This is a genomic window from Corynebacterium stercoris, from assembly GCF_024160105.1.
Classification (GTDB): Bacteria; Actinomycetota; Actinomycetes; order Mycobacteriales; family Mycobacteriaceae; genus Corynebacterium; species Corynebacterium stercoris.
On record NZ_JAMFTQ010000001.1, the window covers coordinates 184,756 to 208,436 of the forward strand.

At 66.3% G+C, this 23,681-nt stretch carries 22 protein-coding genes; 14 read left to right on the forward strand and 8 right to left on the reverse strand.

Translation table 11 applies throughout. The features are described from left to right. The 5 genes from sucB to gcvH all read left to right on the forward strand — a co-directional run bounded on the left by sucB (window position 1) and on the right by gcvH (window position 8,512). Window positions 1-2,265, forward strand: coding sequence for a 2-oxoglutarate dehydrogenase, E2 component, dihydrolipoamide succinyltransferase (gene sucB / locus M5J20_RS00865; protein WP_253575455.1), 2,265 nt, complete (start codon window positions 1-3; stop codon window positions 2,263-2,265). Window positions 2,266-2,357: 92 nt separating this feature from the next. Then, entirely contained in the window at window positions 2,358-4,079 is a 1,722-nt protein-coding gene (locus M5J20_RS00870) for a dihydroxyacetone kinase family protein (RefSeq protein ID WP_253575457.1), read from the forward strand. A gap of 77 nt (window positions 4,080-4,156) precedes the next feature. Next, window positions 4,157-7,027, forward strand: coding sequence for an aminomethyl-transferring glycine dehydrogenase (gene gcvP, locus M5J20_RS00875; protein ID WP_253575859.1), 2,871 nt, complete (start codon window positions 4,157-4,159; stop codon window positions 7,025-7,027). A 13-nt stretch (window positions 7,028-7,040) separates the two neighbouring features. Next, entirely contained in the window at window positions 7,041-8,120 is a 1,080-nt protein-coding gene (gene gcvT / locus M5J20_RS00880; RefSeq protein WP_253575458.1) for a glycine cleavage system aminomethyltransferase GcvT, read from the forward strand. Between the two features lie 5 nt (window positions 8,121-8,125). Continuing rightward, complete coding sequence (gene gcvH / locus M5J20_RS00885) at window positions 8,126-8,512, forward strand: glycine cleavage system protein GcvH (protein ID WP_253575460.1); 387 nt, start codon at window positions 8,126-8,128, stop codon at window positions 8,510-8,512. Between the two features lie 237 nt (window positions 8,513-8,749). On the opposite strand, the gene M5J20_RS00890 is transcribed toward gcvH, so the two are convergent. Continuing rightward, complete coding sequence (locus M5J20_RS00890) at window positions 8,750-9,685, reverse strand: ornithine cyclodeaminase family protein (protein ID WP_253575462.1); 936 nt, start codon at window positions 9,683-9,685, stop codon at window positions 8,750-8,752. A 40-nt stretch (window positions 9,686-9,725) separates the two neighbouring features. Here M5J20_RS00890 and lipB point away from each other — a divergent pair, with 40 nt between their 5' ends. The 4 genes from lipB to M5J20_RS00910 all read left to right on the forward strand — a co-directional run bounded on the left by lipB (window position 9,726) and on the right by M5J20_RS00910 (window position 13,874). Then, the gene (lipB, locus tag M5J20_RS00895; RefSeq protein WP_253575464.1) at window positions 9,726-10,514 is read left to right on the forward strand and encodes a lipoyl(octanoyl) transferase LipB; all 789 of its coding nucleotides are present in this window, start codon (window positions 9,726-9,728) and stop codon (window positions 10,512-10,514) included. A gap of 53 nt (window positions 10,515-10,567) precedes the next feature. After that, on the forward strand, window positions 10,568-11,611 hold the full coding sequence (gene lipA / locus M5J20_RS00900; protein ID WP_253575466.1) for a lipoyl synthase: 1,044 nt from the start codon (window positions 10,568-10,570) through the stop codon (window positions 11,609-11,611). 66 nt (window positions 11,612-11,677) lie between these two features. Next, window positions 11,678-12,475, forward strand: a complete 798-nt coding sequence (locus M5J20_RS00905; RefSeq protein WP_253575469.1) for a DUF4191 domain-containing protein — start codon at window positions 11,678-11,680, stop codon at window positions 12,473-12,475. An 85-nt stretch (window positions 12,476-12,560) separates the two neighbouring features. Beyond that, entirely contained in the window at window positions 12,561-13,874 is a 1,314-nt protein-coding gene (locus tag M5J20_RS00910; RefSeq protein WP_253575471.1) for a threonine/serine exporter family protein, read from the forward strand. Between the two features lie 27 nt (window positions 13,875-13,901). On the opposite strand, the gene M5J20_RS00915 is transcribed toward M5J20_RS00910, so the two are convergent. Beyond that, a complete protein-coding gene (locus M5J20_RS00915; RefSeq protein WP_253575473.1) occupies window positions 13,902-14,375 on the reverse strand; it encodes an RDD family protein in 474 nt (157 codons plus the stop codon). A 107-nt stretch (window positions 14,376-14,482) separates the two neighbouring features. On the opposite strand from M5J20_RS00915, the gene glnA reads away from it, so the two are divergent. Then, window positions 14,483-15,919 carry a type I glutamate--ammonia ligase gene (gene glnA / locus M5J20_RS00920; RefSeq protein ID WP_253575860.1) on the forward strand — a complete coding sequence of 479 codons (1,437 nt, stop codon included), beginning with the start codon at window positions 14,483-14,485 and terminating at the stop codon, window positions 15,917-15,919. Window positions 15,920-15,961: 42 nt separating this feature from the next. Beyond that, window positions 15,962-16,906: an SLAC1 family transporter gene (locus M5J20_RS00925; protein WP_367614832.1), complete on the forward strand. Its 945-nt coding sequence runs from the start codon at window positions 15,962-15,964 to the stop codon at window positions 16,904-16,906. Here M5J20_RS00925 and M5J20_RS00930 read toward each other — a convergent pair. After that, window positions 16,890-18,185, reverse strand: a complete 1,296-nt coding sequence (locus M5J20_RS00930) for a thymidine phosphorylase (RefSeq protein ID WP_253575475.1) — start codon at window positions 18,183-18,185, stop codon at window positions 16,890-16,892. The two genes, M5J20_RS00925 and M5J20_RS00930, sit on opposite strands and share 17 nt — an antisense overlap. A gap of 165 nt (window positions 18,186-18,350) precedes the next feature. On the opposite strand from M5J20_RS00930, the gene M5J20_RS00935 reads away from it, so the two are divergent. Then, window positions 18,351-18,770: a cytidine deaminase gene (locus M5J20_RS00935; protein WP_253575864.1), complete on the forward strand. Its 420-nt coding sequence runs from the start codon at window positions 18,351-18,353 to the stop codon at window positions 18,768-18,770. Window positions 18,771-18,775: 5 nt separating this feature from the next. Beyond that, window positions 18,776-19,990 (forward strand): NupC/NupG family nucleoside CNT transporter, encoded by a 1,215-nt coding sequence (locus M5J20_RS00940; protein ID WP_253575477.1) that lies wholly within the window; start codon window positions 18,776-18,778, stop codon window positions 19,988-19,990. On the opposite strand, the gene M5J20_RS00945 is transcribed toward M5J20_RS00940, so the two are convergent. From M5J20_RS00945 to M5J20_RS00955, 3 genes are read right to left on the reverse strand one after another with little or no spacing between them, the layout of a single operon-like run. After that, window positions 19,987-20,439 carry a DUF3093 family protein gene (locus M5J20_RS00945; RefSeq protein WP_253575479.1) on the reverse strand — a complete coding sequence of 151 codons (453 nt, stop codon included), beginning with the start codon at window positions 20,437-20,439 and terminating at the stop codon, window positions 19,987-19,989. The two genes, M5J20_RS00940 and M5J20_RS00945, sit on opposite strands and share 4 nt — an antisense overlap. A gap of 19 nt (window positions 20,440-20,458) precedes the next feature. Beyond that, window positions 20,459-21,049 (reverse strand): glycoside hydrolase family 25 protein, encoded by a 591-nt coding sequence (locus M5J20_RS00950; RefSeq protein WP_253575481.1) that lies wholly within the window; start codon window positions 21,047-21,049, stop codon window positions 20,459-20,461. Beyond that, entirely contained in the window at window positions 21,049-21,573 is a 525-nt protein-coding gene (locus M5J20_RS00955; RefSeq protein ID WP_253575482.1) for an NUDIX hydrolase, read from the reverse strand. The genes M5J20_RS00950 and M5J20_RS00955 overlap by 1 nt, the downstream gene beginning before the upstream one ends. A gap of 71 nt (window positions 21,574-21,644) precedes the next feature. On the opposite strand from M5J20_RS00955, the gene M5J20_RS00960 reads away from it, so the two are divergent. Beyond that, the gene (locus M5J20_RS00960; protein ID WP_253575484.1) at window positions 21,645-22,466 is read left to right on the forward strand and encodes a hypothetical protein; all 822 of its coding nucleotides are present in this window, start codon (window positions 21,645-21,647) and stop codon (window positions 22,464-22,466) included. Window positions 22,467-22,472: 6 nt separating this feature from the next. On the opposite strand, the gene M5J20_RS00965 is transcribed toward M5J20_RS00960, so the two are convergent. Continuing rightward, window positions 22,473-23,495 (reverse strand): trypsin-like serine protease, encoded by a 1,023-nt coding sequence (locus M5J20_RS00965; RefSeq protein ID WP_253575485.1) that lies wholly within the window; start codon window positions 23,493-23,495, stop codon window positions 22,473-22,475. 13 nt (window positions 23,496-23,508) lie between these two features. Beyond that, a complete protein-coding gene (locus tag M5J20_RS00970) occupies window positions 23,509-23,679 on the reverse strand; it encodes a hypothetical protein (protein WP_253575487.1) in 171 nt (56 codons plus the stop codon). Window positions 23,680-23,681 lie beyond the last annotated feature (2 nt).

A 23,681-nucleotide genomic window follows, 5' to 3' on the forward strand; every position in this document is an offset into this window, starting at 1 on the left:
ATGGCGCACTCAGTAGAGATGCCCGAGCTGGGCGAGTCGGTAACCGAAGGCACGATTACGACGTGGCTGAAGGAAGTCGGCGACACCGTTGAGGTCGACGAGCCGCTGCTCGAGGTCTCTACCGACAAGGTCGACACCGAGATCCCGTCCCCGGTTGCCGGTGTCATCCTCGAGATCAAGGCTGAGGAAGATGACACCGTTGAGGTGGGCGACGTGATTGTCATCATCGGCGAGGAGGGCGAAGACGCAGGCTCTTCCGACGATGCTGATGAGGCCGAAGAGGCAGACGACGCCGTGGAGGCTGAGAAGCCCGAGGCAAAGGTCGAGGACGCGGATGAGGACACCAAGAAGGATGTAGAGAAGTCCGCGAAGGGCTCCTCCTCCGGGTCCGCGACCGATGTTGAAATGCCGGAGCTGGGCGAGTCCGTCACCGAGGGCACCATCACCACCTGGCTGAAGGAAGTCGGCGACACCGTCGAGGTCGACGAGCCGCTGCTCGAGGTCTCCACCGACAAGGTCGACACCGAAATCCCCTCCCCCGTTGCCGGCACCCTGATCGAGATCCTCGCTGAGGAGGACGACACGGTTGAGGTGGGCGACGTGATTGCCCGCATCGGCGACGAGTCCGCTGCAGGCGGCTCCGACGACGCTGACGATGAGGACGACGAGGAGAACCGCGGCGAGGACAACGTCGCCGACGAGGACGAAGAGGTCAAGGAGTCCAACTCCGCCGAGGGCGAGGGCGACAACCCGGCCGACGCTCCGAAGAAGTCCGAGGAGAAGTCTTCCTCCAAGAACCTCAAGGGTTCCGGTAACTCCACCAAGGTTGAGATGCCGGAGCTGGGCGAGTCCGTCACCGAGGGCACGATCACCACCTGGCTGAAGTCTGTTGGCGACATGGTCGAGGTCGACGAGCCGCTGCTCGAGGTCTCCACCGACAAGGTCGACACCGAGATCCCGTCCCCGGTCGAGGGCACCATCCTGGAGATCCTCGCCGAGGAGGACGACACCGTCGAGGTCGGCGATGTCATCGCCATCATCGGCGATGCCGAGGCTGCCGCGTCCGACGACTCCGACGGCACCGACGAGCCGGAGGCTGAGGAAGCACCGGCCGACGACTCCGAGGAGCTGGAGCAGAACGACGCGAAGGAAGAGGAACGTGCCGAGGCGAAGGCAGCTGAGAAGGCCGACAAGGCTGAGAAGGGTTCCGCCGCTAACGAGCGTTCCGAGCAGGACGCAAAGAAGGACGACGAGTCCGAGGCCGCTACGAACGCTTCCGCCAAGGTCGAGGGCCGCGGCGACAAGGTGCCGTACGTGACCCCGCTGGTGCGCAAGCTGGCTGAGAAGCACGGCGTCGACCTCTCCTCCATCGAGGGCACCGGTGTGGGCGGCCGCATTCGCAAGCAGGACGTCATCGCGGCTGCCGAGGGTGGCGCGAAGGCTGAGTCCGGCGCTGAGGCTGCCGAGTCCAAGGAGCAGGCAGCTGCGCCGCAGGGCGAGCGCGCAAACTGGTCCACCAAGTCCGTGGACCCGGCCAAGCAGGAACTCATCGGCACGACCCAGAAGGTCAACCGCATCCGCGAGATCACCGCCGCCAAGATGGTCGAGTCCCTGCAGACCACCGCACAGCTCACCCACGTCCAGGAAGTCGATGTCACCCGCGTCGCCGACCTGCGCAAGAAGGTCAAGCCGGCATTCGTCGAGAAGCACGGCGCGAACATCACCTACCTGGCGTTCTTCGTCAAGGCCGCTGCCGAGGCGCTGGTGCTGCACCCGAACGTCAACGCGTCCTACAACGCCGACGAGAAGACCATCACCTACCACCCGGACGTGAACATCGGCATCGCCGTGGACACGCCGCAGGGCCTGCTGGTGCCGGTGATCAAGAAGGCGCAGGAGATGAACATCGCCGAGATCGCCAAGGCGATCTCGGACCTAGCTGAGCGCGCGCGCAACAAGAAGCTGCGCCCGGACGACCTCTCCGGCGCAACCTTCACGGTGACCAACATCGGTTCCGAAGGTGCCCTCCTGGATACCCCGGTGCTCACCCCGCCGCAGGCCGGCATCCTGGGCACCGCTGCGATTGAGAAGCGCCCGGTGATTGTCACCGAGGACGGCATCGACTCCATCGCGATTCGCCAGATGTGCTACCTGCCGTTCACCTACGACCACCAGCTGGTCGACGGCGCAGACGCTGGCCGCTTCGTGTCCACCATCAAGGACCGGATCGAGACCGCAGACTTCGAGGGCGACCTCGGCCTGTAGCGTCCGACCTGCCTGCTTACCCGGCCCCGCTTCCCTGCGGCGGCCGGGTTTCGGCATTTCCAGGTCTTGAGAACTGCCTACACTGGAGAGGCATGGCACAGGACACCGAGCAAAAGACATTCAAATCGTTCCGTAACGACAAGTCCGATTTCATGGCGGAGGCACTCGGCGGCCTCGTCGCCGCGCACCCCTACGCCGAGTGGCACGACGAGGGTTTCATTGCGCTGACCGAGCGTGACGGGGATCGCGTGGCCGTCATCTCAGGCGGCGGCTCCGGCCACGAGCCAATGCACGCCGGATTCGTGGGCCGGGGCATGCTCGACGCCGCCTGCCCCGGCCTCCTGTTCACTTCCCCCAACGCGGTGCAGGTGACCGCCGCGACGGAGTGGGCGGATCAGGGTGCCGGCGTGGTGCACGTGGTGAAGAACTACACCGGCGACGTCATGAACTTCACGGTCGCGGCGAACACGGTCGAGTGCAAGGTCAAGCAGGTGCTCGTCGCGGATGACGTGGCCACCGAGATCGGCGACGACGATTCCCCCGGCCGCCGCGGCACGGGCGCAACCATCATTGTGGAGAAGATCGCTGGCGCAGCCGCCGCCCGCGGCGACGACCTCGACGCGGTGGCGGAGATCGCCCAGCGCGCGGCGGACCGCTCCCGCTCCATGGCCGTCGCCCTCCAGCCGGGCCACCTGCCAACGAACGACACGAAGACCTTCGACCTTGAAGAGCAGGAAATCGAGTTCGGCGTGGGTATTCACGGCGAGCCCGGCGTGGAGCGCCGCGATGAATCCGACAGCCAACCGAGCGCCCGTGACCTTGTCGCCGAACTGCTTGACGCGATTGTCCAGTCCCTGGCAGATGCAGATGCCGACCCGGATGGCGCGGATGTGGTGCTGCTAGTCAACGGGCTCGGCGGCACCAGCGAACTCGAGCTCGACCTGGTGTTCGGCGAAGCGGTGCGCCAGCTCGACGAGCGCGGCATCACGGTGCGCCGCGGCCTCCGCGGGTCCCTGGTGACTTCCCTGAACATGGCCGGTGTCTCGCTCACGCTCACAGTGCTTGACGACGATTTGGTCGAGCTCCTCGACGCCCCCACCGATGCCCCGGCGTGGCCGGCCGTTGTCGCCGACCCGGCCTTCTCGCGCGCGGAGGCCGTCGACGATAAGGAGCAGCCGGAGAACGGGGACGAAAACGCGTGGCTGAGTGCGTTCGTCGACAGGCTCACCGGCGCGTTCGATGACCTCACCGAGCTCGACCGCACGGCTGGCGACGGCGACTTCGGCCACAACATGGAGGCCGCGTTCGGCGACGTCGAGACTCCACTGAAGGGCTCCGACGCGGAGCTGCTGAAGTTCTTCGCCCACCGCATGCTGGTGCGCGCCGGCGGCACGTCAGGTGCGGTGCTGGGCACCTTCTTCCGCGAAATGGGTGAGGCGTTCGCCGAGGCCGAAGTGGATTCCCGGAGCGCAGATGCCGGCGAGTTCGCGGCCGCCCTGGCAAAGGGCCTGCGCGCTGGTGTGGACGCGATCACCGAGCTCGGCGGCGCCGAGGAGGGCGACAACACCGTCGTCGACGCACTGGCACCCGCTGCCCGCAAGGCCGAAGAACTCGCGGACAGCGCGTCCGGCTCCGTCGAGGACGTGCTCGCGGAGGTCTTCGAGCCCGCGGTTGAGGGTGCTAAGTCCACCCGCGGCATGCAGGCCAAGAAGGGTCGCGCGTCCTACATCGGCGAATCCGCCGCGGAGGTCCCGGATCCCGGCGCGATCGCCGTGTCGTGGCTGTTCGGTGAGGCTGCCGTCGACGAGTTTTAGCGGGTGGCGGGGAAGGGTGGCTGGGCCTCCTATACTTGGGCGTGTCTATTCTTGCCGCCCTGAGTAAGGAGTTCTCCTTGGAGTACATCGCCCGCCACATCGGCCCCACCCAGGACGAGGACCAGCAGATGCTGGATGCCCTCGGGTATGAGTCGCTCGATGCTCTCGTCGACGCCGCAATCCCCGCAGGGATTGTCAAAGACGGCCCGTTCGAGCTGCCCGCGCCGCTGACTGAGTACGAGGCACAGGAGCGCCTGCGCGAGCTCGCCGCGAAGAACACGGTGCTCAAGGCGTTCTACGGCCAGGGCTTCAACTCCACCCTCACCCCGCCGGTGATCCGCCGCGGCGTGGTGGAGGATGCTGGCTGGTACACCGCCTACACCCCGTACCAGCCGGAGATTTCGCAGGGCCGCCTCGAGGCGCTTCTGAACTTCCAGACCCTGGTGCAGGATCTCACCGGCCTGGACATCGCCAACGCGTCGCTGCTGGACGAGGCCTCTGCTGCCGCGGAAGCTGTCGCGCTGATGTCGCGTGTGGTGAAGAAGGGCCGCCGCGTGCTGCTCGACGCCCGCCTGCACCCGCAGGTGATCAACGTCGCCGCCGAACGCGCCCGCGCATTCGACCTCGAGGTTGAGGTGCTCGACCTCACTGAGGGCATCGTCGGCGAGGACATCGTCGGCGCCGTGATCGCGTACCCGGGCACTGAAGGCGATATCGCTGATCCACGCGGCGTGATCGAGGCGATCCACGAGCGCGGCGGCCTCGTCTGCGTCGATGCCGACATCCTGGCGTTGACGCTCATCGAGTCCCCGGGCGAGCTCGGCGCCGACATTGCGATCGGCACCACCCAGCGCCTGGGTGTCCCGCTGTTCTACGGCGGCCCGCACGCCGCCTACATGGCCGTGCAGGACAAGCTGCGCCGCCAGCTGCCGGGCCGCCTGGTGGGCGTGTCCAAGGACGCCGAGGGCTACCCGGCGTACCGCCTGGCGCTGCAGACCCGCGAGCAGCACATCCGCCGCGAGAAGGCCACATCCAACATCTGTACTGCCCAGGCGCTCCTTGCTGTGACCGCCTCCATGTACGCCGTCTACCACGGCCCGGCCGGTCTGAAGGCCATCGCGGAGACGATCCACAGCTACGCCACCCGTTTCGCCGCGAGCCTGGAGGCCGCAGGCAAGACCGTGCGCCACGCCGAGTTCTTCGACACTGTCGTCGTTGAGGGTGCGGAAGGTGCCGTCGAAAAGCTCGCCCAGGCCGGATACCTGGTGCGCGACCTCGGGGACGCCGTGTCCGTGAACTTCGGTGAGGACTGCGACGAGGAAGACCTCGCCGCGCTGCTCGAGGGCTTCGGCGTCGCCGAGGCCGTGGCCGAGGGCGCGAACCGCATCCCTGCCGGCCTGGCGCGCAAGACCGAGTACCTCACCCACGAGGTGTTCAACACCGTCAACTCCGAGACCCAGATGATGCGCTACATCCGCAAGCTGGGCGACAAGGACTTGGCGCTGGACCGCACCATGATCCCGCTGGGCTCCTGCACCATGAAGCTCAACCCCACCGCCGGTGTGGAGACGATCACCTGGCCGGGCTTCGCCAACGTGCACCCGTTCACGCCGGACGAGTACACCGCCGGCTGGCGCGAGCTGATCGAGGAGCTGGCTTCCTGGCTGGTGGAGATCACGGGCTACGACGCTGTGAGCATGCAGCCGAACTCCGGCGCGACCGGTGAGCTCGCGGGCCTTTTGGCAATCCGCCAGTACCACCTCTCCCGCGGCGACGAGGCGCGCGACATCTGCATCATCCCGGCCTCAGCGCACGGCACCAACGCGGCTTCCGCGATGATGGCGAACCTGCGCGTCGTGGTGGTCAAGACCGCGGATGACGGCTCTATCGACCTGGCTGACCTGGACGAGAAGATTGCCAAGCATGCGGACAAGATCGCCGCGATCATGATCACCTACCCGTCCACCCACGGCGTGTACGAGGACACGGTGCGCGAGGTCTGCGAGAAGATCCACGCCGTCGGCGGCCAGGTGTACATCGACGGTGCGAACATGAACGCGCTGACCGGCATCGCCCGCCCGGGCGACTTCGGCGGCGATGTCAGCCACCTGAACCTGCACAAAACCTTCACCATTCCGCACGGCGGCGGCGGCCCGGGCGTGGGCCCGATCGGCGTCGGCAAGCACCTGATCCCGTTCTTGCCGTCGAACCCGAACACCGAGCCGAACACCTCCGGCGACACCGCCGCGCACGGCGTGCCGGTGGCCGGCACGTACTACGGTTCCGCCGGTGTCATGCAGATTCCGTGGGCATACATCGCGATGAGCGGTGCCGAGGGCTTGCGCTCCGCCACCGCGCACGCCGTGCTCACCGCGAACTATGTGGCGCACGAGCTTAACGACGCTTTCCCGGTGCTCTACACGGGCGACAACGGCCTGGTCGGCCACGAGTGCATCCTGGATCTGCGCGACATCACCGCGCAGTCCGGTGTCACCGCGGCTGACGTGGCGAAGCGCCTGGTGGACTACGGTTTCCACGCCCCCACTCTGGCGTTCCCGGTCGCCGGCACGCTCATGGTCGAGCCGACCGAGTCCGAGGACCTGGGCGAGCTCAACCGCTTCATCGAGGCGATGCGCTCTATCCGCGCCGAGATCCAGGAGATCATGGACGGGCAGGTGGAGTACGAGAAGTCCGTGATCCACAACGCGCCGTACACCGCCCACTCGGTGGTGCGCGACGAGTGGCCGTACGAGTTCACCCGCGAGCAGGCCGCGTACCCGGTCGCCTCCCTGGTGCACGGAAAGTACTTCCCGCCGGTGCGCCGCATCGACGAAGCCTACGGCGACCGCAACCTCATCTGCGCCTGCCCGCCGCCGGAGGCCTTCGACATCGAGCCCGAGGTCGTCGAGGAAATCGACATCACCGTCACCGAAGAGAACAGCAAGTAAAGGAGCACATTCGATGCCACAGACCCCGCTGCACGCCACCCACGAGGCGCTCGGTGCCTCGTTCACCGACTTCGGCGGCTGGACCATGCCGCTGAAGTACGGCTCCGAGCTCGAGGAACACCGCGCCGTGCGCAACGCCGTCGGCGTGTTCGACCTCTCGCACATGGGCGAAATCGACGTCATGGGCCCCGACGCGGCCGCGTTCTTGGACTACGCCCTGATCAGCTCGCTGTCCAACGTGAAGAACGGCAAGGCGAAGTACTCCATGATCGTCGACGAGAACGGCGGCATCCTCGACGACCTGATCGCCTACCGCTTCAGCGACTACCACTTCATGGTCGTACCCAACGCCGCCAACACCGACGTTGTCTGGGAGGCCTTCCAGGCCCGCAAGGGCGACTTCGACGTCGAGCTGCGCAACGACTCCCAGACCGTCGCCCTCGTCGCGGTGCAGGGCCCGGGTGCACTCGACGCGCTCACGCCGCTGCTTGCCGACGATCCCGCGCCGCTGGCCTACTACTCCGGTGCCTGGAACACCTTGAAGTCCGGCGACAAGGACATCGAGGTCTTCGTTGCACGCACCGGCTACACCGGTGAGGACGGCTTCGAGCTGTTCTGCATGTTCGAGGATGCCCAAGCGGTGTGGGACGCTGTCATCCCGCACGGCACCCCGTGCGGCCTCGCCGCCCGCGACTCCCTGCGCCTCGAGGCCTCCATGCCGCTCTACGGCCACGAGCTGACCACCGAGATCACCCCGGTGGAGGCTGGCATGAGCCGCGCCTTCGCCAAGAAGGAAGCAGCCTTCGTAGGCAAGGAGGCACTTTCGGGCCGCGAGCCGAGCGTGGTCATCGCGGGCCTGACCTCCACCGAACGCCGCGCGGCCCGCGAGGGCGCCGAGGTTTTCTTGGGCGACGAGAAGATTGGTGTGGTGACCTCCGGCCAGCCGTCGCCCACCCTGGGCCACCCGGTTGCGCTGGCGCACATCGACCCGGCGCACGCCGAAATCGGCACCGAAGTGGAGATTGACATCCGCGGGCGCCGCTATCCGTTTACTATCAGTGCAACACCGTTCTACTCCCGAAAGGAAGCGTAAAACCGATGGCACTGCAGCCTGATTTCTACTACTCCGAGGACCACGAGTGGATCAACGCCACCCCGGACACCGCGGTGGGCACCACCGTGCGCGTGGGCATCACCAACGTCGCGGCTGACCGCCTCGGCGAGGTCGTCTTCGCTGAGCTCCCGGCCGTGGGCGACACCGTGACCGCCGGCGAGACCTGCGGCGAGATCGAGTCCACCAAGAGCGTCTCAGACCTCTACTCCCCGGTCACCGGCACCGTGACCGCTGTGAACGAGGACATCGACGGCGCTTACGAGGCCATCAACAACGACCCGTTCGGCGCAGGCTGGCTGTTCGAGGTTGAGGTCGAGGAGGTCGGCCCGCTGATGACTGCGGACGAGTACGCCACCGCAAACGGCGTCTAAGTGATAGCTGTCTAGCTTCTGCTTCAAAACCCCAGGTTCGCCACCCCCGCGACCTGGGGTTTTCGCGTCTCTGCCCCTGCTGACCCCTACAGCGCTGACAGCTCCACTGCCCGCTCGTAAGAATGCCACCAGCAATCGCGCGACCAGCGCCGGAGCAGGCCAAACTGCAGAAAATGTGGAATTCTTACGAGGCGATAGGCCTGTGGAGGCAGGCGGCGTGTAGTACGCGAGCGAACGCTACGTGGTGGCGGGCTTGGCCAGCGCCGAGCCCGCCACCACGACGTCTTCCCAGGGCATGCCGGTGGTCTTGAACACCACCCGGCCGGTGCGCTCGGCTTCCTGGCGATCCGTCTGCATGCGGACGGCATCTTTCAGGCCCACCAGGTCCGTGCGGCAGATGAATCCCTCGTCGATCGCCTGGATGACGTCGCCAGCCTCGCGCAGCGCTACGGCGATGTCCTCCACGATCACGGTCGCGCCCTCGAACACGTCGCCTGCGAGTTCGCGGGTGTCAGCTGTGTGGGCACCCATGGCAACCACAATCGCGTCTTCGCGCAGCTGTTTCGCCGACACGATCGGTGCTGTCGCTGACGTCGCGGTGATCACCAGGTCCGCGGCCTTGAGGGCGGCATCAGCCGCTTCGCTGCCAGACTCTGCCCAGCTTCCGAGCTCTCCGGGGTTGCTGCGACCGACGTACGTCACCTCCACACCGCGCACCCCGTCGAGCACATCACGCAACGTCGCCTCGTGGTGCCGCGCCTGCAGCCCGGTGCCCAAGATCACCGCTGCGAGTGGCTCGTTCGAGCCCATCAGCAGGTGCTTCACGCCGGCGAGTGACACGGCCGGCGTGCGCAGCGCAGTCAACGCAGCACCGTCAATGACGGCCACCGGTGCCATTGACTGCGCGTCGAACAACAGGTAGGAGCCCTGAATGAGGGGGATGTTCCGCTCGGCGGCATCGTCGGCAAGCGAGAGCACCTTGACCCCGAAGAACCGTGAGGTGGTGGCGGGCATGAGCATGAGCTCGCCCCCGGCAACGTCGTAGCGGGTGCGGGGCAAGTCGTCTGCGGGATCGAAGCCGTCGGCGAGCGCGGCGAGCAACGCCTCCACGGCCTCGGCGGGACGCACCCGGCTAAACAGATCGTCCTGGCCAATGATTTCCAGCGAAGACATGGTGATAGTCCTTTCAATCCGCACGGTTACACTTCCAAGTATGACTGCACCGCGCGACCCGTTCTTCCCCGCCGACAAATCCATCCGGGCTTCCGCCGCGCCTATCGACGTCCGCGAGCTGGGCCTCGTGGACTACCAGGAAGCGTGGGATATCCAGGCTGAGCTGGCTGCGAAGCGCGCAACGGACGAGGTCGGCGACACGATTCTGGTGCTGGAGCACCCCTCCACCTATACGGCGGGCAAGCGCACCCAGCCGGAGGATATGCCGGATCCGTCGAACCCGGTGCCCGTAGTCGGCGTTGATCGCGGCGGCCGCATCACCTGGCACGGCGAGGGCCAGCTGGTGGTCTACCCCATCATCAAACTCGCCGAGCCGGTGGACGTGGTCGACTACGTGCGCCGCTTGGAAGAGGCAATCATCGAGGCCGTGCGCATGGCCGGTGTCGAGACTGCTGGACGTATCGACGGCCGCTCCGGAGTCTGGGTGCCGGCGACGACTAAGGCGGCCGATCCGGCCGCGCCGACGCGGGACCGCAAGGTGGCGGCGCTGGGCATCCGCATCACCCGCGGCGTGACCATGCACGGGCTGAGTCTGAACTGCAACAACACGCTCGAGCACTACGGCCACATCGTGGCCTGCGGCATCGACGATGCCGACGTGACCACCATGAGCCTGGAGCTCGGCCGCGAGGTGACCCCGGCGGACATGGTGCCGCCGCTGATCGACGCGCTGGAGCGTGCGCTCGCCGGCGAACTCGTGGTTGCGAACCACTCCTTCGGATCTGCGCCGGATCCGTCGAAAGGCCTGCGCAAACGCCCTAAGGCTTAAGTACGCTTTTAGCCGAAAGCACCGTTCTTGACAGCGTTGTTACGGTAAGAGGCGTGACTATCGCACCTGAAGGCCGCAAGCTACTGCGCATCGAGAAGCGCAACGCTGAAACTCCCATCGAGACGAAGCCGCGGTGGATCCGCAACGCGGTGAAGACCGGTCCCGAGTATGAGGACATGAAGAAGAAGGTCAAGGGTGCCTCCCTGCACACCGTTTGCCAGGAGGCGGGCTGCCCCAACATTCACGAGTGCTGGGAATCCCGCGAGGCAACCTTCCTGATCGGCGGCGCGAACTGCTCACGCCGGTGCGACTTCTGCCAGATCAACTCCGCGAAGCCGGAGCCGCTGGACCGCGAGGAGCCGCAGCGTGTGGCCGAGTCGGTCCGCGAAATGAACCTCAACTACTCCACCATCACCGGTGTGACCCGCGACGACCTCGAAGATGAGGGCGCGTGGCTCTACGCCGAGGTGGTGCGCAAGATCCACGAGCTGAACCCGCACACGGGCGTGGAGAACCTCACCCCGGACTTCTCCGGCAAGGCCGACCTGCTGCAGGAAGTTTTCGAGGCACGCCCCGAGGTATTCGCCCACAACGTGGAGACGGTGCCGCGCATTTTCAAGCGCATCCGCCCGGCGTTCCGCTACGAGCGCTCCCTCGACGTGATCCGCCAGGCGCGCGACTTCGGCTTGATCACCAAGTCCAACCTCATCCTCGGCATGGGCGAGACGCCGGAGGAGGTCATGCAGGCGCTGCACGACTTGGTGGATGCCGGCACCGACATCATCACCATCACCCAGTACCTGCGCCCGGGCCCGATGTACCACCCGATCGAGCGCTGGGTGAAGCCGGAAGAGTTCATCGAGTATCGCGACGCCGCCTACGAGATGGGCTTCGGCGCCGTCATGTCCGGCCCGCTGGTGCGTTCCTCCTACCGCGCCGGCAAGCTCTACGTCGAGGCGATGCGCCACCGCGGCCTCGAGTTGCCGGAGAACCTGAAGCACCTCGCCGAGACGTCCCAGGGCGACACCGCCCAAGAGGCCTCTACCCTGCTGGCCAAGTACGGCGAGAGCCAGGACACCCCGGTTACCACCCGCTAGAGCCCTACGGCGCCGAGTCCGAGCCGCCTTTGGACCGCTTAAGGACGGTGACCTAGAGTAGGCCACATGGCGAAGCAGGACTCCAGCGCACAGAAGGCGGCCCAAAAGGCCGCGAAGAAGGAACAGCGCGCGGCGAAGCGTGCAAAGGGCAAGCAGACGCGCACGCAGGTGTGGCAAGCGTTCAACATCCAGCGCAAGCGCGACAACAAGCTGATCCCCTTCATGCTCCTGGCCGTGCTCGGCATGGGCCTGCTGTTCTTCCTCATTGGTCTGCTCTGGAGCGGCGAATGGTTCATGCTTGTCATGGGCCTGCTGCTCGGTGCCGTGCTGGCGATGTTCATCTTCTCCCGCCGCCTTGAAGGCTCGATGTACGACGAGGTCGGCGACACCCCGGGCGCTGCCGGCTGGACCCTGGAGAACATGCGCAACACGATGGGCATCGTGTGGCTGACCAAGAACGGCGTCCAGGCGAATACTCACATGGATACCGTCCACCGCGTGGTGGGCAACCCTGGCGTGGTGCTGGTCGGCGAGGGCAACCCGAACCGCCTGAAGTCCCTGATGGCCAAGGAGCACAAGCGCGTCGACCGCCTGCTGGCCGGTGTGCCGATCTACGAGGTCTACGCCGGTGAAGGCGAGGGCCAGGTGCGCGTCCGCGACCTGCAGAAGCACCTGCTCAAGCTGCCGAAGAACTACAAGAAGGACGAGGTCTACGCCCTCTCCGCCAAGCTCGACGCGATGGATGCCCGCACCCGCCAGGGCCAGATCCCTGGCATGCCGGGCGGCCCGATTCCGAAGCAGGCCCAGAACATGGCGGGCATGAACCGCCGCATGCGCCGCATGCAGGAGCGCCAGGGCAAGTAGCCCCGCGTATTGACGTACAACCCGCACCCCGAGCCCCAACCGCTCAGGCTGCGGGTCTTTCGTTGCCGCCATAGACTCAGCTCACGTGGCTGACAACATCTCGCCAGCGATTGAAGCTGGTCACGTAGAGTTCGCCGCCGAGGCGAACACCGCCCTGCGCTTCGGCATGATGCTGCTTTCCGCCGGCGCCTCGAGCTACCGCGTCATCCGCGCGGTCAAGCGCTGCGCCCGCTCGCTCGGCTTCGACAACGCCGACGTGCTGGTTGGCTTCAACACCATCAGCTGCACATTCCACCACGGCGAGGAGTTCCGCACAGTGGTCGCGGATGTGCCGCTGCCGGGCGTGAACTCCAGCCGCATCGAAGCGCTCGAGGACACCGCGCACACACTGCTGCAGGATTACTGCACCGCGGAAGAGGTCAACGCAGCCCTCGACGAGATTGAGCGAATCCCCACCCCGCGCTGGAGCATCTGGATCGCCTCGCTAGCCGCCGGCCTCGCCTGTGCGGGCTTCGCGGTGCTCAACCAGTTCGGCTATGAAGCCGCGCTCTACGTGTTCCTCAGCGCTGCCGTCGGCCAGTTCGTCCGAGTGAAGCTGCACCGCAAGCACTTCAACGTGCTCGGCGTGACGACGGTCGCTGCCTGGGTCGCCAGCGCCCTCTACCTCACCACGGTGTACCTTCTGCCAACCACAACGGACCTCTCCCCCGGCTTCATCGCAGCCGTGCTGTTCTTGATCCCCGGCTTCCCGCTGTTCACGGCGTTTCTCGATCTCTCCCGCTTCGACTTCACCGCGGGCATCCCGCGCCTCTTTTTCGCGCTGGAATGCATCACCGTCATCATGCTCACTGTGACGGTGGTGACCACGCTGTCTGGCACTCCGCAGGCCAGTCCGGCGACCCATGAGGCGAGCCTCGAGTACTTCCTCGCGGGCGGCATCGCGTCCTTCGTCGCAGTCGGCGGCTTCTCGATCCTGTTCAACTCGTCGCGGCGCATGGCGCTCGTCGCTGCGCTGATCGGCGCGCTCGCCAACCTGCTCCGCCTCTGGCTGCTCACGATGGACGCCCGCCCGTTCCTAGCGGCCTTCGCGGCCGCCTTCGTAATCGGCCTCTTCGGCAGCCAGATGGGCAACGTCGTGTCGGTCCCGCGGGTGACTGTGACCGTTCCGGCGTCCGTCGTGATGATTCCGGGCACCGCGATCTACCGCGCGGTGCACAATTTCGCCGAGGGCAACACCCCGGATGCCCTGTTCGCCGTGGCCGACGTGACCCTTGCGGTGCTGTTCATTGCTGGCGGCCTCATCATCGCCCGCCTCATCACTGATCCAGACTGGGCGTTCTCCCACCACATCAACTTCGGCAAGGAGCTGCGCGGGGAAATCCTGCCAATTAATCGCTGACGTCGAAAAGCTTTCGTCGGAAAGCGCCTAAGCCCTGATCACGGTGGTGTTGGTGGCGCGGTCGTGCATGCCGCGGCCGTCCGCATCCACCAGTGCGGCCGGCAGGATAAAGCCCGTGAGCAGTGTGCGCACGGCGGCGCGCCAGAAGCCGACCGGCGCTTCCGCATCGATACGCGCAACGCCCATGCCCAGCACCGCCATGCCGGGTGTGCGGGCGAACAGCCAGCCGGAGAGAATGCCGAGGGCGAGCCACAGCAGGTAGGTCAGCGTGGCGCGGTCCCCGAACGCGTCGGTGTTGAGCGTGATCATGGTGGCGGCGGCGAGGCAGATCAGCCAGTCGATGGCGACCGCACCCATGCGGCGCGCCACCGAGGCTTGCGAACCGGGGCCCTCCTGCGGCATGCCGAGGAACTGACCCGGGTACGCGGGAATCGCGTCTTCTCCCGTGAATTGGTTGGGCAGTTCGGGCCCGTCGCGCCAGCTTCCTCCGGTATTAGCCATGCCTTACAGCGTAGCTGGCGGGGAAACGTTAACAGTGATGGGACGGAGATCTATTAAGCTGGACCGCATTGCCGCAACGCATTGTCACCGCTACGAAGGAGTACCTCATGGCATTCGCCAACATTGAGGAAGTACAGAAGTTCATCGCCGATGAGGGGGTGGAGTTCATCGACGTACGTTTCACCGACGTGCCGGGCAACGAGCACCACTTCTCCGTCCCGGCATCCCTTTTCGACGAGGATGTCATGGAGGAGGGTCTCGCGTTCGACGGATCTTCGATCCGCGGCTTTACGACGATTGAGGAGTCCGACATGACCCTCATGCCGGACCTGGCCACGGCGAAGGTGGATCTGTTCCGCTCCTCCAAGACGCTGAACGTCAAGTTCTTCGTCAACGACCCGTTCACCCACGAGGCGTTCTCGCGCGACCCGCGCAACGTCGCCCGCAAGGCCGAGGAGTACCTCGCCTCCACCGGCATCGCTGACACCTGCTTCTTCGGCGCCGAGGCAGAGTTCTACCTCTTCGACTCCATCCGCTACGAGGCGGAAGGCAACCACGCTTTCTACGAGATCGACGCGGAAGAGGGCTGGTGGAACCGCGGCAACGAGGTTGAGCCGAACGGCGGCCCGAACCTCGGCTACAAGAACCGTTGGAAGGGTGGTTACTTCCCCGTCCCGCCGCACGACAAGACCGTCGAGGTGCGCGATGCGATGGTCCGCAACCTCGCGGCGTCCGGCTTCGACATCGAGCGGTTCCACCGCGAGGTGGGCAACGGCGGACAGCAGGAGATCAACTACCGCTTCAACACGCTGCTCCACGCGGCGGATGATCTGCAGGATTTCAAGTACATCGTGAAGAACACGGCCACCCAGTTCGGCAAGACCGTGACCTTCATGCCGAAGCCGCTCGCGGGCGACAACGGCTCCGGCATGCACGCCCACCAGTCCCTGTGGAAGGACGGCGAGCCGCTGTTCTACGACGAGTCCGGCTACGGTGGCCTGTCCGATATTGCGCGCTGGTACATCGGCGGCATCCTCGAGCACGCTGGAGCTGTGCTGGCGTTCACCAACCCGACGCTGAACTCCTACCACCGCTTGGTGCCGGGCTTCGAGGCCCCGATCAACCTCGTCTACTCGCAGCGCAACCGCTCCGCCGCGATCCGCATCCCGATCACGGGTGCAAACCCGAAGGCCAAGCGCATTGAGTTCCGCGCGCCGGACCCGTCGGGGAACCCGTACTTCGGCTTCGCCGCCATGATGATGGCTGGCCTCGACGGTGTGAAGAACCGCATCGAGCCGCACGCCCCGGTGGATAAGGACCTCTACGAGCTGCCGCCGGAGGAGGCCAAGGAGATCCCGCAGGCACCGACCTCGCTCGACGCATCCCTCGCCGCGCTGGAGGAGGACCACGACTTCCTCACCGAAGGCGACGTATTCACCGAAGACCTGCTGGAGGCCTACGTCCGCCTGAAGGTCGAGGGCGAGATCGCACCGGCGCGCCTGCGCCCGACGCCGCTCGAGTTCGAGCTGTACTACGACTGCTAGGGCTTTCCTGAGCCCCCAGCAAAAAGGGACTACCATAGTCCCGTGACTGAGACCGAGAACAAGCTCCCTCCGGCCGGCCCCGCGTGGGGCGGCAGCCTCATGGGCACCTCCATCGTGGCGCGCCTTCTGGTGGAGGAAGAGATGCCGATCGCCGCGAGCGTGTTCACCGCGCTCGCAACTGCAATTCTCATCGTGCTGCTCGTCGGCCTCGCCAGGCACCGTCACCCCCGCTTCGAGCGAGCCAACATGGCGGAGTGGTCGATGTTCTTCATCGGCATTCTCGCCCTTGGCGCCGCGTTGTCCGGGCTGACGGACCTGAGCGTCTTCCGCCTCGTCGCGTTCTGGATCGCCGCGCCGGCCACGGTAGTCACGTGGGCGGTGCAGCTCAGCAAGTTCGAGGGGGATCCGGCGTTCACCTGGGGTCTACCCTTGGTCGGCCCGATGATCTCCGCCTCGCTCGCCGGATGGCTCGCGCGGGATTTCGGCCAGCCATACCACGCGCTTGGCACAGCGTTGTTCCTCATGTCCCTGCTCACGGCGGTGCCGGTGTTCATCCGCGTGTATTGGGCCGCCTGGCGGGGCAAGGTGGATCTCGCTGGGGCGAAATCCGCCACCGCGTGGGTGCCGCTCGGTGTCGTCGGCCAATCCACCACTGCTCTGCAGGTGCTTTACCCCGGCGCGTTCTCGGTCTATTACGGCCTCGCGGCCTTGATCATCGCGATTCCGTTGGCGCTGTACGCAATGGTCACCTTCTACCCCAACGTCGCGCGCTGGGTCGACTATGCGCCGGCCTGGTGGGCCTGCACCTTCCCGCCCGGCACGGTGAGCATGGGCGGGCACCAGGTGGCCCTTGTCAACGGGTCGGAGTGGCTCGACATGGTGGCGCTCAGCATCCCAGTGCTCCTTGTGGCGCACTGGGCGCTGTGCTCGAGCCGGTTCCTCACCTGGTTCTGCAAGGAGCGGCAGGCGCCTAGTTCCCCGCAGTAATGCGGTCCAGCACCACGGACTCGCGGCGCTCCGGAGCCTCTGCGGCAATCGTGTAGCCACCGTCGAGCGACTCGAGAGCACGCGCGAAGCGGTCCTCCTCGTCGGAGTGCAGGGTGAACAGCGGCTGGCCCGCGGCCACCTTGTCGCCTCGCACGGCGTGCAGTTCAATGCCGGCGCCAAACTGCACCGCATCTTCCTTCCGCGCGCGGCCCGCGCCGAGGCGCCAGCTGGCCACGCCCACGGCAAGCGCGTCGAGCTCGGAGAGGTAGCCGTCCGCGTCGGCGGTCACGGTGTGGGTGTGCGCGGCCTTCGGCAGTTCCGCGTCCGGGTCACCGCCCTGGGCGCGGATCATCTTCTTCCAGGTGTCCATCGCACGGCCGTCTTTGAGCGCGGCTTCCGTGTCGGCGTCGGTCACGCCAGCTGCTTCCAGCATCTCGTTCGCCAGGGCCACGGTGAGCTCAACCACGTCCTCCGGGCCGCCGCCGGCCAGCACCTCGACAGACTCCTCCACCTCGAGCGCGTTGCCCACCTTGCGGCCCAGCGGCGTGGACATGTCGGTGAGTAACGCAACGGTGTTGGTGCCTGCGTCGGTGCCCAGATCAACCATGGTCTGCGCCAGCGCGCGGGCCTGGTCGATGTCCTTCATGAAGGCGCCGGAGCCCACCTTCACGTCGAGGACGAGGTTGGCAGTACCCTCTGCGATCTTCTTGCTCATGATGGAGCTGGCGATCAACGGGATGCAGTCGACGGTGGAGGTGATGTCGCGCAGCGCGTAGAGTTTCTTGTCGGCCGGCGCGAGGCCGCTGCCGGCGGCGCAGATGACGCAGCCCGGATCCTCCAGGATTTCCATCATGCGCTCGTTGGAGATGTTGGCTTCCCAGCCCGGGATGGCCTCCAGCTTGTCCAGGGTGCCGCCGGTGTGGCCGAGACCGCGGCCGGAGAGCTGCGGCACAGCCACACCGAAGGTGGCAACCAGCGGTGCGAGCGGGAGGGTGATCTTGTCGCCCACGCCGCCCGTGGAGTGCTTGTCGGAGGTGGTGCGGGAGAGGCTGTCGAAGCTCATCGTCTCGCCGGAATCGATCATCGCCTGTGTCCACTGCGCAATCTCCTCGCGGTCCATGCCGTTGAGGAAGATCGCCATTGCGAGCGCCGCCATCTGTTCGTCGGCCACCGTGCCGCGGGTGTAGGCGTCAATCACCCAATCGATCTGGCCGCGGCTCAGCTTCTGCCCGTCGCGCTTGGTGCGGATGACATCCACTGCGTCGAATTTCTCTGCCATGGGTTTTCTCCTTTGCTGCTCTCTACGTTTCCGTTTGTGGCCCAGGTTACAGCCCATGCGCTTCGTGGGTTTCGCCATTGTCTTGGCCGTCAATGCCGATTATGATTCGTCGTGTAGCAAGTGTCAATCGTTTCCAGAACATTTGTAGAGGTGATCCCAGTGACATTGTCTCAGCCCGCCGATACGGAGCTCATCGAGCGCGCCCGCCACGCCCAGCAGCGTTCCTACGCGCCGTACTCGCAGTTCCGCGTCGGCGCTGCGCTCTTGCTTTCCGACGGCAGAATTCTCGAGGGCTGCAACTTCGAAAACGCCTCCTACGGCCTGGCCATCTGCGCTGAGCGCAACGCCGTCGGCGGCGCGCTCGCCGGCGGCGAGGCCCACGATGTGGGTGAGGCGGGGTTCAGCATTGCGGCGGTTGCTGTCGTCGGCAAGCAGGGTGAGCCCTGCTTCCCCTGCGGTGCCTGCCGCCAGGTGCTGCGCGAGTTCGGCTGCGAGCGGGTGATTCTGGAAGACGGCGACACAACCCGCACCTACGATTTCAACACGGAGATCCTCCCCCACTCCTTCGGACCGGAAGCGCTGTAACCACCATGGAACGTTTTCAAGGCCTGCTTGGCATCATCCTCATCTTCAGCCTGTTGATCGGGCTGTCGCGCGCCCGCGGCAAGATCAACTGGCGCACTCTCGGCGTGGGCTTCCTGCTGCAGATCGTGCTCTCCCTGCTCGTTTTGAAATGGTCCGTCGGCTTCAACGCCATGAAGGGCGTGGCCGAGGGGTTGGGCAAACTCACCGAGTTCACCAACGAGGGCACGAGCTTCGTCTTCGGCGGACTCTTCGACCCGGAGAACTCCTTCGTCTTCGCGCTCAACGTGCTGCCCGTGATCATCGTGCTCGGCGCGCTCATCGGCGCGCTGTACTACCTGCGCGTGATCCAGTTCTTCGTGGACATCGTCGGCGGCGCGCTGGGAAAACTGCTCGGCACCTCGAAGGTGGAATCGGTGTGGGCAACCACCGTGATCTTCCTCGGCCAATCCGAGGCCCCGCTGGTCATCGCCCCGTACGTCAAGCGCCTTACCAAGTCCGAGCTGTTCACCTGCATGACGGGTGGTTTCGCGTCCGTCGCCGGCTCCACCATCATCGGCTACTCCCTGCTCGGTGCACCGCTGGAATACCTGCTCGCCGCGTCGATCATGAACGCGCCGGGCTCCATCCTGGTCGCCAAGGCCCTCATCCCGGAGACGGAAGAGTCCACCCTCGATGCGAACGTGCGTGACGTCCGCGATACCGAATCCAAGAACATCATCGACGCGATCGGCCGCGGCGCCATGAGCGGCGGCCAGATCGCCGTGGCCGTGGGCTGCCTGCTCATCGCGTTCATCGCCATCATCGCCATGCTTTCCGCCATTATCGGCGGCGTGGGCACCATCTTCGGCTACGAGGGCTGGTCGCTCGAGGGCCTCTTCGGCGCCCTCTTCGCGCCACTCGCCTGGCTCATCGGCGTGCCGTGGGAAGACGCGCAGCTCGTCGGCTCCTTCATCGGAGAGAAGACCATCATCAACGAGTTCGTCGGCTTCACCTCCATGGGCGAGAACCTGGACAACCTGTCGCCGAAGTCCATCATGATCTCCACGTTCGCGCTGGCTGGCTTCGCCAACATCAGCTCGATCGCGATTCAGATCGGCGCCCTCGGCGGCGTGTCCCCGGAGCGCCGCAGCGACGTTGCCAAGCTTGCGCCGCTTGCGCTGCTCACCGGTTTTGCCACGAACATGCTCAACGCTGCGATCGTCGGCATCATCGCGTCCTAGCGCCGCGCCCCCATCCGACCCCGAATGTCCGCAACCGCGGCTTCGGGGTTGCGCGCTGAGACGAGGTAATCAGTGGTGCGCGTCGTGATGCGCACCGTGGGCCCGCCCACCACGTAGCCGGTGGAGTTGGCGCCCTTGAGAAACCGCACCCCCACGCCTTCGCGCACCCCAGTCGACGGGCCCACTTCAACCGCCTCCACGTGCGCGTACGGGATGGTGTCGGACATGCCCATGACACCCACCGTCACCTCCTCCGGCGCCACCAGGATGGATGCGTGCATGCTGAGCAGCGCCGCCCAGAGCAACCCAACGGCCAGGAACACTGCGGTGCCGACCCACCCCGGCTGCACCGCGCTGGGCAAAAGCGCGGCCAGTGTGCCCAGCGCGGCGGCGGTGGCCACCCAACGCACCGGCCCGTTGAGGCTCTGCCTGTACAGGGTTGCTTCCATGCGGCTCAGTGTATGTCGCTCACAGCGCAACGTTGAGGTCCACGTCGCCCTCCCACCCCGGCACCCGCCCGCGCGACGTGAACTGCCACATCACCGGCGCCGACATGCCGAAGGGTTTCGGGCATTCGCTTGCCAAAGGCAGTGTCCCTCCCCCACCGATCCCCACCTCCGGGTTGTTGCCCCACGCAGCGAGCCACAGCGCGCCGAACTCGCCTGGGTCGGCGAACAGCATTTGGCGGCGCCAGTAGGAGGCGGCGGTGTAGACGCCGGCAACCTCGACGCCGGCTGCGGTGAATGCGGCGGCGGCTGAGCGGACGTCGGCAAGCGAAAGCCCCGCGGGTGTCTCGACGTCCAGCCACATCGGGATGCGTGCGCCGGCAAGCACCTCGAGCGCGGCGTCAACCTGCTGCTGCAGAGTGGTGCCCTCGGAGGGGGCGCGGAGGAAGTGGTAGGCGGCAACGTCGAGGCCGGCAGCTGAGGCGTCGGCAAGAAACTGCGAAAACGCGTGGTCGCGGTAGGTGCCGTCGGTGGTGCGCAGGACGGCGAAGTCGAGGCCGTCGAAAGCGGTGAAACCGGCCTGGTGCTCGGACAGGTCGACGCCGAGGCGCATCAGCGCTTGGTGAACCCCATGCGCGGGCTGAACCCGGCCGGGTGCTTGCGCTGCGCGGCGGCGTCGCCGATGACAAGGCGCCACTTCGGGTCCGTCACCGGCATCTGGGAAATCGGGAACCAGCCGACGTCGCTGGACTCGTCGTCGCCGACGTGCGGCACAGCGGCGGGGTCTTCCGGCTCGAGGCGCAGCTGAATCGACATGTAGCTCGCCAGATCCCCGTTGCCGTGCGTGACGGGCCCGACAGCGCCGACGCCCAGGATCGCGGCCGGGGTGGCGCGAATGCCCGTCTCCTCGAGCACCTCGCGCACCGCTGCGTCGTGCGCCTCCTCGCCTGGGTCGGCGATGCCCGTCACCGGCGTCCACTGTCCGTTGTCCGCGCGCTTGACCAAGAGCACCTCCGGCACGGCCCACGCGGAGTTGTCGGTGGAATCGCGCAGCACTACCGCGCAGACAGATGGCAGCCACATCAAATCGGTGCCGATCTTCTTTCGGGTCTCCACGATGAACTCGGGGATGGGCACGGCGCGTCCTTTCCTGGGTGTGAGCGCTTCGACGGGTTCCGAGTCTAGTTCCGCTACACTTTCCAACCATCATGAGCACCGCAATCACGCCCGCTGAACCCGCGCCGCAGGCCCCCCAAGAGCCCACGCCGGAAAAGCGCAGCCTCGTGCAACGCGTGCCGACGGCAGTGTTTGTGACCACCTACGGGGCCATCGTCGTCGCGCTGGTGGTGCTCGTCGCCATGCTGGCGAGCTACCGCGCCGACGGCACCCCGGCCCGGCAGCCCAGTACCGCCACCGGGACTGCAGCGACCGCCACCTCCGCCGAGCCGGAGCTGCCGGAACCAGTGCAGCCGTGGAACCCACCGCCGGTGGATGAGGCGAACCTCCGCGCAAGCATCCGCCCCCACCTGATTTCCAACGTCGAGTCCGCGACGACCGAGACCGGCATCGTGGTGCGCGGCGAGATTAGCGGCGAACTTGAGACCGTGTTGCCCGAGCTCAGCGGCCACCTCTCCCGCCTGCTGGAGCAGAATTGCGTGCGCTCGCTCACGCTCACGACACCGGACAACCTCCGCCTGAGCTTCTACAACTTCTGCTACACCACGGTGCCGCAGGCAGCCATCGCGGAGTTCGCGGCTATGGCGGACGAGGAAAACGCCGAGGCGCTGATCTTCACCGACACCCACTCCCCAACCGGCATCGAAGCGGACCTGAACTGGCTGAATGTGAAAGACTCGGACCTCACGCGCCTCGAGCACACCTGGCGGGACATGACACGGCCGGCAACCATCGGCCGCCTCCGCCTCGCGGCCTACGGCGAGACGGAGGGCCTGTTCCGCGAGGCCGGGGCCGGCACGCGCACCAAGATGTGGCGCGACCCGGTGGGGGAAGCCGTCGAGAGGCGAAAGTAGCCCCCCTTACCAGGTTTGGGTGACCCAGGCCGCGTCCGGGATGACCTTGTTCACCACGCCCATGAACTGCTCAACGTTGGAGTAGCTCATGCGCTTCGGGTTTTCCATGCCCTCCCAGCATTCTTCCTCGCTGCGACCGGCCTCGGTGCCGGAGACCACGCCGATGATCACGGCGCGGCCGTTGACGTGGGTGAACACCGGCCCGCCCGAGTCACCCGGGGCGGCGCACACCGCGCCGATGTCGCCGAAGGTGGGGCGCTCGGTGTCGAGATCGGTGTTGACGATTTGGACCCGCTGCGTTTCCACGAATGTGCCGCAGGTGTAGCCCGTGGTGCCGCCAGTTTTGCAAATGCGGTCGATTCCGGGCACTGACTTGCCGATGCCGGTGGGGATCGGATCGCCCACGACTTCCATGGTGCGGTCCGGGTCCGTGATCTCCACAATGCCCACGTCCACGCCCTCGTTGCCCGGGCTGTAGAGCCCGGAGTAGACAACGCGGCCGGCTTCGCGCAGATAATCCGCGGCGAAGGTGGCGTTTGTCGGCCACACCAAGTCGCCCTCTTTGCCGCAGTGGCCCGCGGTGACGGCGAAGTTGCGGCCCTGGCTGTTAGAGAACGAGAACGCCACTGTGCACGACTGCGCTGTGAAACTCTCGCCCGGCTGCGGGAAATGGTCGGTGCTCTGGATTTTGGTGCCGGGCGCCCACAGCGCGAACTCGGGCACCAGAATCTCATTCGCCGGCCCGTGCGCCGCCTCCCCGCCACCGGGGGCATCCGGCGGGGTCTGCACGGCCTCGTGCGCCCGCTGCTCCTCGGCGGTGCGTGTGGGCACCTGGGACGCAGTCAGGCCTAGCCACACAACCGTGGCCACCAGCGCGGCCACGGCGATAATGGCGACCACCCAGCCCGCGGTGTTCGCGCGGTGCGGGGCGGGCTGCTGCGCAGCTGCGGGCACGGGTTCCGGAAAGGTCCAGTATTGCCCCTCGGCAGGCTGGTACTTCCGCGCTTCGTTCTCGCGGTATTCGGGCACGGGGTGCTCCGCCTTACTCGCCCGCCTTATCCTCGGCGTCCTCGACCGCGGTCTCGCCGTGCTCCTCCGCGAGGTGGGCATCCATCTTGGCGGCCTCGTCGGCTTGAATCTTCATGTCGCGGATGAACTTCTCCGGATCGAACTCGGTGTAGTAATCCGGGCCCGCAAACTGCTCCTGTGCCATAG